The 6,954-nt window shown below is 67.4% G+C and carries 12 protein-coding genes; 8 read left to right on the plus strand and 4 right to left on the minus strand.

What is annotated here, in order from left to right; translation table 11 throughout:
• The 4 genes from DFR50_RS25735 (at nt 1) to DFR50_RS25750 (ending at nt 3,205) form a co-directional block, all read left to right on the plus strand.
• Nucleotides 1–1,035, plus strand: a complete 1,035-nt coding sequence (locus DFR50_RS25735; protein WP_113892137.1) for an ABC transporter permease — start codon at nt 1–3, stop codon at nt 1,033–1,035.
• A gap of 72 nt (nt 1,036–1,107) precedes the next feature.
• Complete coding sequence (locus DFR50_RS25740) at nt 1,108–2,031, plus strand: sugar-binding protein (RefSeq protein WP_113892139.1); 924 nt, start codon at nt 1,108–1,110, stop codon at nt 2,029–2,031.
• A 485-nt stretch (nt 2,032–2,516) separates the two neighbouring features.
• Nucleotides 2,517–2,780 carry a DUF6364 family protein gene (locus DFR50_RS25745; protein WP_113892141.1) on the plus strand — a complete coding sequence of 88 codons (264 nt, stop codon included), beginning with the start codon at nt 2,517–2,519 and terminating at the stop codon, nt 2,778–2,780.
• Nucleotides 2,777–3,205 (plus strand): type II toxin-antitoxin system VapC family toxin, encoded by a 429-nt coding sequence (locus DFR50_RS25750; RefSeq protein WP_113892143.1) that lies wholly within the window; start codon nt 2,777–2,779, stop codon nt 3,203–3,205. The genes DFR50_RS25745 and DFR50_RS25750 overlap by 4 nt, the downstream gene beginning before the upstream one ends.
• Before the next feature lie 196 nt (nt 3,206–3,401).
• Here the strand turns inward: DFR50_RS25750 and DFR50_RS33400 are convergent, their stop codons facing one another.
• The 4 genes from DFR50_RS33400 to DFR50_RS25765 form a co-directional block, all read right to left on the minus strand.
• Nucleotides 3,402–3,536: a hypothetical protein gene (locus tag DFR50_RS33400; protein WP_281017474.1), complete on the minus strand. Its 135-nt coding sequence runs from the start codon at nt 3,534–3,536 to the stop codon at nt 3,402–3,404.
• Nucleotides 3,537–3,654: 118 nt separating this feature from the next.
• Nucleotides 3,655–4,125: a methyltransferase family protein gene (locus DFR50_RS25755; RefSeq protein WP_113892145.1), complete on the minus strand. Its 471-nt coding sequence runs from the start codon at nt 4,123–4,125 to the stop codon at nt 3,655–3,657.
• A gap of 117 nt (nt 4,126–4,242) precedes the next feature.
• Nucleotides 4,243–4,404, minus strand: coding sequence for a type II toxin-antitoxin system HicA family toxin (locus tag DFR50_RS33180; protein WP_281017476.1), 162 nt, complete (start codon nt 4,402–4,404; stop codon nt 4,243–4,245).
• Nucleotide 4,405: 1 nt separating this feature from the next.
• Nucleotides 4,406–4,636 (minus strand): type II toxin-antitoxin system HicB family antitoxin, encoded by a 231-nt coding sequence (locus DFR50_RS25765; RefSeq protein ID WP_113892163.1) that lies wholly within the window; start codon nt 4,634–4,636, stop codon nt 4,406–4,408.
• Between the two features lie 219 nt (nt 4,637–4,855).
• Between DFR50_RS25765 and DFR50_RS31705 the strand changes: the two genes are divergently transcribed.
• The 4 genes from DFR50_RS31705 to DFR50_RS25780 all read left to right on the plus strand — a co-directional run bounded on the left by DFR50_RS31705 (nt 4,856) and on the right by DFR50_RS25780 (nt 6,797).
• Entirely contained in the window at nt 4,856–5,140 is a 285-nt protein-coding gene (locus tag DFR50_RS31705; RefSeq protein WP_147262925.1) for a tetraacyldisaccharide 4'-kinase, read from the plus strand.
• Between the two features lie 72 nt (nt 5,141–5,212).
• The gene (locus tag DFR50_RS25770; RefSeq protein ID WP_170153395.1) at nt 5,213–5,968 is read left to right on the plus strand and encodes an Imm52 family immunity protein; all 756 of its coding nucleotides are present in this window, start codon (nt 5,213–5,215) and stop codon (nt 5,966–5,968) included.
• Between the two features lie 131 nt (nt 5,969–6,099).
• Nucleotides 6,100–6,567, plus strand: a complete 468-nt coding sequence (locus tag DFR50_RS25775; RefSeq protein ID WP_113892149.1) for a hypothetical protein — start codon at nt 6,100–6,102, stop codon at nt 6,565–6,567.
• Nucleotides 6,558–6,797, plus strand: a complete 240-nt coding sequence (locus DFR50_RS25780) for a DUF2188 domain-containing protein (protein WP_113892151.1) — start codon at nt 6,558–6,560, stop codon at nt 6,795–6,797. The genes DFR50_RS25775 and DFR50_RS25780 overlap by 10 nt, the downstream gene beginning before the upstream one ends.
• Nucleotides 6,798–6,954: the final 157 nt, after the last annotated feature.

Genomic DNA, 6,954 nt, shown 5'->3' on the forward strand with positions numbered 1-6,954 from the left:
GTGACCCAGAACGTTGCCGGGCCTCTCTCGTTTTCGAACGTCGGTCGTGACCGATGGTGGAAGCGCGGCGCCTTCGCGTCGCAGACCGCCTATGTGGCGATCGCCTTCGTCCTCATCACCGTGCTCGTCTCGATCTTCGCGCACAACTTCCTGTCGACCGGCAACCTGCTGAACACGTCCAAGAACTTCAGCTACATTGCGATCGTCGCGCTCGGCTCCACGCTCGTCATCATCACCGGCGGGATCGACCTTTCGGTCGGCTCGGTGATGGCGCTGGTGGCGGTCATGACCGCGATGCTGATGAAGACCTTCGCGACGACGTGGCTGGCCGGGATTCCCTACGCGGGAATCACGCTCGCGGTGGTCTGCGGCCTCGGCGTCGCGGCGCTGGCGGGCCTCGTCAACGGCCTGCTGATTTCGAAGATCCGGCTCTCGCCGTTCGTCACCACGCTGGGCATGCTGTCGATCTGCCGCGGCATGACCTACGTGATCACGCAGGGGCGCGGGCAGGCGCCGGCCGGCCCGCAGGTCGACACCTTCTACGCGCTCACCGACGGCAAGCTGTTCGGTCTGCCGGTTCCGCTCATCTATCTGCTCGTGCTCGCCGCGATCATGGGGGTCGCGCTGCGCCACTCGCGCTGGGGACGCTGGGTCTTCGTGCTCGGCGGCAACGAAAAGGCGGCGCAGCTCACCGGCGTGCCGGTCGACCGCGTCAAGATCTCGGTCTACGTGCTCTGCGCGCTCAGCGCCGGCTTCGCCGGAATCCTCATCACCGGCTGGCTGGGATCGGCCCCCGCCAATCTCGCGACCGGCTACGAACTGAAGATCATCGCCGCCTCCGTCATCGGCGGCGCCGACCTCGCCGGCGGCGTCGGCGGGCCGGTCGGCGCGGTGATCGGGTCGGCGCTGATCGAGGTGATCCGCAACGGCCTCGCGCTGTTCGGCGCCGACACCTACTGGGAACAGGTGTTCGTCGGCACGATCATCATCCTGGCGGTGCTGGTCGACCACATCCGCACCCGCGAGGCCGAATAGCCGCCAATTTCGGCGCGGGAAGGTCCGTTCGCGCCGTTTTCAGACACCAAGGACCGTTGGAGGAAGACCCGCATGAAGACGTTGCTCATGGGCGCCGTCGGCGCCCTCGCGCTGATCGGCGCCGCCCAAGCCGCCGAGATGAAATTCGCGCTCATTCCCAAGGGCATGGACAATCCCTATTTCGACCTGTCGCGCGACGGCTGCATGGCCGAGGCCAAGAAACTGGGCGTCACCTGCATCTACAAGGGCCCCGCGACCCACGAGCCGGCCACCGAAGTGCAGATCATGCAGGATTTCGTGACGCAGGGCGTCGACGGAATCGCGATTTCGGTCGCCGACGCCGATTCGGTGACCGGGGTCATCAAGCAGGCGCGCGACGCCAACATCCCCGTCATCACCTTCGACGCCGACGCGCCGAACTCCGCCCGGCAGGCCTATATCGGCACCGACAACAAGGCCATGGGCCGCGAACTCGGCCAGCAACTGATCAAGGCGCATCCGAAAGCCGGCACGTTCGCCACCCAGTCCGGCGGCCCGGCGGCCCAGAATCTCAACGAGCGCCTCGCGGGCCTCTACGAGGTGCTGAAGGGAGCGGGCTGGACCGAAGTCAAGGGATCGCCCGCCTTCTGCAACGACGACGCCGCGCTCGCCGCGCAGCAGCTCACCGACTTCTATACCGCCAATCCCGACATCTCGGCGATCATCCCCGTCGGCGGCTGGGCGCTGTTCGCGCCGAAGGCGTACCAGAACTTCGTCAATACGGTGCGCGAGAAGCGTAAGGACATGCCGCTGGTGATGCCCGATACGCTGCCGGTCGAACTGCAGACGCTGAAGGACGGCTACGCCGACGTGCTGGTCGGCCAGCGGCCTTACGAGATGGGTGAAAAGGCGATGGACGCCCTGCTCAAGCTCAAGAAGGGCGAGAAGGTCGACCCGGTCACGATCGTCGGTCTCGACGTCGTCACCAAGGACAATGTCGACAAGTTCCTGAAGTGACGTCTTCGCCGTGACGTAACTCCCAACCCCGTCATTGCGAGGAGCAACCCCCGGGTCGAAGAGCCCGGGGGGACGAAGCAATCCACGCCGCCGCTTGCGCCTTTGGTGAGGATTGCTCCGCCTTCTGCGGGTCGTCCAGGGGCCACAACAGCGACCCAGCGGCTCCTGGATCGCTTCGCTTCGCTCGCGATGACGGGGAATATTACCGATCCGACCTCGGGAAAGCGCGCCCGAACCGTCATTCCGCCGCGACCGGTCGGCGGGGCGTCCCAGGGGATCGCGCCGCCGGCCGCCAGGCAGGTTTGCCTGGACTGCCCTGCGTTGCGTCGGAGGGTGCGCGTCTCACGCACCCAGGGCGGCGAGACGCAGCCCGCCGGTACACGGCGACATTCGTGGGGCGGCTGAGCTCAGGAGGTCCGTCGCGGCCGCCGGCCTCTCGGCGAGCCGGTTGACATACCGACCCACATCGGTGTATGTCAAGACATATGACAGAGCGAACAACCGTACGCCTTCCCGACGATCTCGTCAGGCGCGCCAAGATGAGGGCGTCGGAGGAAGGCCGCTCGCTGACGGCGCTGATCGAGGAGGGCTTGCGCCGGGTTCTCGCCGAGCGCCCGCGGGCGACAGGCGAACCTCTCCGGCTGCCGGTCAGCTCGGCGGGCGGGGGCCTGATACCTGGCATTGACCTCGACGACATGGCGACGATCCAGGAGATGGACGATGTCGAGGCCGCGAGGCGGCTCGGGTGATCCTGCCTGACGTCAATGTCCTGGTCTACGCGTTCCGAAGAGATTCGCCACGCCACGGCGTCAGCAAGGCGTGGCTCGAGAAGGCCGTCGGCGGCGACGCGCAGTTCGGCGTTTCCCCGCTCGCGCTGAGCGCGGTGGCGCGGATCACAACCAATCGCCGGGTCTTCAGGGAGCCCAGCGCGATCGAGGAAGCTTTCGCCTTTTGCGACAGTCTGACGAACCTGCCAAATTGCGAAATTGTCGCGCCCGGGCCCCGTCACTGGGCGATTTTCCGGCGTCTCTGCGTTGAATCGGGCGCGCGCCTCCCGCTCGTAGCCGACGCCTGGTACGCGGCGCTGGCCATCGAGCGCGGCTGCGTCTGGATCACCTTCGACCGCGATTTTGCGCGCTTTCCGGGCCTCGATTGGCGGGCGCCGACGCCGTGATGCGCAAGATCGGGGCCGGAATGATCCGGCGCGGTCGCCACGCCGGGGATGTTCTGGAGCGATCGCCGCCCGCGTCAGATCGACGACGAGACCCAAGCATCGGGGCGGCGCCGAGCAGGCCGCGGCAGGCGCTTCCCGTAAGCTTCGCCGGCCGCGTTCCGCAGCGTCGCTCCCGGTCGGCGGCCGGCGGCGCCGCTCACTTCTTCCCGGCCGAGATGGGCGCCTGGCCGCCCTTGACCTGCGACTTCTTGTACTCGGAGCCCGAGCCCTTCGGCTTGTCCGCCTTCGGTTTCTTGGCCTCCTTGTTGCCCTTCTGCTCACCCTTCGGCATCGAATCCTCCAATCGGCCCCGAAGCGGGGCCGAATACAAAAACTGTCACACTCCGGGCGGGCAAGCCACAGGAAACGCCGCCTGTCGCCAAAGCGGCGGCGAACGGCTGGTCCGTCTCCTAGATCCACCGCCTGACGCGCCGCGCGTAGTCTCGATAGGCGGCGCCGAATTTTCGCTCGAGATAGGCCTCCTCGCGCGCCACCACGCCCCAGCGCAGCACGCCGTAGAGGACGGCCAGCGCGGCCAACTGCCAGAGGCTATCGAGCGCGACCGCGAGCCCGGCGACGACGAGAAGCATGGCGAGGTAGATCGGGTTGCGCGACCAGCGGTAGGGGCCGGTCGTGAGGACGGCGCGCGACGGCCGGTCGGGACGGACGGCCGTGCCGGCGCGCCGGAACTGGACGATCGCCGCGAGCGCGATCGCGAGGCCGAGCGCGATCACGACGCCGCCGGCCGGCCAGCGCGGAAAACCCGGCGGCAGGAACGGCGCCGGCCATAGACGATCGGCGAGCCAGGCCGCGGCGACCGAGAGCGCGAGCGCGACCGGCGGCGGGACGAGGACGTCGGCGTGGTCTTTTTCGGCGGGCATGGCTTCCTCTTCGCGGCGAGGGCCGTCCTGTGGCTTGGCGGCTCAAAGCAATGCGTTGTATTCCTCGACGCCGAGCCCCGCTTGACGAATGATCGATCGAAGTGTGCCGGATTGAGATCACGGGCCGGAATGGACAGGGACGGTCACAGTGCGCTTCGAATCGCCAGGAAGCGCCATGACGTGATGGCTGCCGACGATCCGATCCACGACAGAGCCCGCATGCATAAGAGCTCGAACGACGCGACGGCCGTCCAACGCCGGCAGCTTGCCATCGACCACGCTACGCTGCGACCGTCACGCGACGGATCTCCAGGAAAGCGTCAGGTGGAATCTCGAGGCCGTGAGCGATCCGATATTCCAACACCGCCCGAATGGCTTCCTGCGCGCTTGCGAGCGCATCGCCTTCCGTGTCCCCCTCGGTGACGACCTCCGGCAGGGCCGGGACGAGCACCGTGAAGCCGCCATCGGGTTGAGGCTCGAGAATGACGGAGAAGCTGTGGCTTGCCGGCATGAACTGGTTCCGTGCTGCTCGACCGAGCTTAACAGCTGACGACGCTGATTTGCAAAGGAGACGCGTCGACGATTCCTCGACGACCTTCTCGATCGCGGTCTTCCCGGATCTGCCGCGCCGCACGACGAAGGCGAAGTCGGCCGTGCGCTTTCGAAGCTCTACGGAGTCCCGCTCGACGTCGGCGGCAAGCGCGAGGGGCTCGCCGTCATCGCGCGGGCGTTGGAGAACCGCGACCTCGCCCGCGCCCAGATTGCGACCCTGCTGCTCGAGCTTCCCGACCCGCCGGCCGCGGGAAGCCCTGACGACGACGGATTGCAGAAGCGACGGCTCGCGCGCGACCTCTCCCTCTGCGGGCTCCTGAAAGCCGACGACGGCTGGGACGAGCAGCACCCGCGAACGGGAACTGCGCCGGCAGCCGCCGATGGTTCGATCGGCTTCGTCTCGGTCGTCGGAGTCGTCCCGCCGTTGGTTTGGCGGCGAACCAGCCGGGTTTCTGGGGCTTGAACAAGATCGCGAAGGGCCTCGATTACGGGAATCTGTTCGTAGTCTATGATCCTTATTGAGCGGAGGAGGTCGATGAGTGGTCCCGAACTTAATCTGTGGTGGGGGTTGCGCGAGCAGTCGCAATCCGAAGACGCCCGCAGTCTGGCGCGTTTTGTCAGCGAACTACCGGCTTTCGACTCGATCTACGAGAGTTGGCTCGAATCGCCAAAGACCAAGAAGAAAGTGGTGCCCGTCCCGTTGATGGAGGACGAGGCGAAGCGGCTCTTGGCCAAGACCTTGGGTCGATATGACGACGGCGGGCCCTGGCCGGAGATAGGAAGCAGCATTAGGGGCGGTCACGCGGGACCGCCCCCCTACGACTTTCGCAAATCGAGCTACGCCGACACGTCCTGCTCCATCGGGCATTTTGGCCGATCCGCATCCGCCGTTCCCAATCACATTTTCATGCGCCTGTCGGAGTTGCGCCCGTCGACGGGGCGGCCATGGCGCGCCTCCGAGTTGAGACCGTTGATGAAATTCGCCCGCGAGATCTGGAATCCTGCGGAAATGTGCGCGCTGCTCTCATTCGGCTCGGACTATCTCCCCGAGATTCCCGATCCGAACTGGGCGGCGAGGAAGCGGACGCTGAACCCCTGGATCGGCTGGATCACTTATCTGCCGCCCGACCTCGCCGCACGAGCCATGGTTCCCACCGACACGCATGTCGAGACCCTCGACGACGGCGCGGCGCTGGTCACGCTGTGCGAGGAGCCGTTCGACAAGACCGACCGAGAGGGCATGGCGCGTCTGCACGCGCTCGAAGCCGCGCTGCGTCCGATCCAAAGCTGAGGGACGTGCATCCTCGCCTTGCGCCGGGCGCGCTCACCGCGGTTCAGCAGGGGTCGGCCCTTGACGAGCGGCCGGGAATTCTGAAGCTGCGACCCGGCCGGGCGTCTCCTGCCCCTGGACTCGATCATCCCATGCCGGGTTTCTTGCGCGCCCAGATTTTCGCGTGCGCCCTCGCCGCTGCGCTGCCGCAACCGGCCCTCGCAGCGCAACCTGCGACCCTGGACGTGAAGCCCGGACAGGAGGCCACGTTCCCGGTCACGATCGCCGACGGCCGGGTGACGCTCGGGCCGGCGCGCCTCGGCAGGCCCGGCGCGGCCCAGCCGAAGGACGGCGAGATCGCAGTTTCGTTCGTCCGGCATGGCCTCTCGCCCTACGCCGACCTGACCGTCACCGAGAAGATCGCGAGTCCGGTCGATTTCGTCGCCACCGGCCTCATCGGCGACATCAAGATCGACGAGATCGTGGTGTGCGGCCGGCTCGACGCGCGGGTCGCGGCGCGGATCGGTTCCGGCGCATGGCGCGTCAACCTGAACCGCTTCGCCGTCCACTCCGGCGGCGCGGCGCCCGCGGCGGGCGAAGGAGGCCTCGGATGCATGTGACCTATCGGATCGTCGAGCACGACGGCGGCTGGGCCTACAAGGTCGGCGACGTCTTTTCCGAGACGTTTGCAAGCCACGAGGAGGCGCGGCGGGCGGCCGAGCGGGCGGCGGCCGAGCAGCGGGTCGGCGGCGAGACGACCGACATCGAGTACGAGGATTCGGAGGGAGAATGGCGAGTCGAACTGGCCAAGGGGGGCGACAGGCCCGAGGCCGACGTCGAGGAGGGGTGAAGGTTGCGGAGCGCCTCACGGAAGGCAGCGCGTGTCGCGCTCCCGGGCGGCGGGACGCCGCTCCTCGTGCGTCCGCGAGGACGCTTTGTCAGCGTGGTGGAAGTCCACGCCCGGGCTGTTCGCGAGCCCGGAAGTCGAAGGTAACCGCGTCGCCGCG

The sequence above is a fragment of the Roseiarcus fermentans genome (genome assembly GCF_003315135.1).
Classification (GTDB): domain Bacteria; phylum Pseudomonadota; class Alphaproteobacteria; order Rhizobiales; family Beijerinckiaceae; genus Roseiarcus; species Roseiarcus fermentans.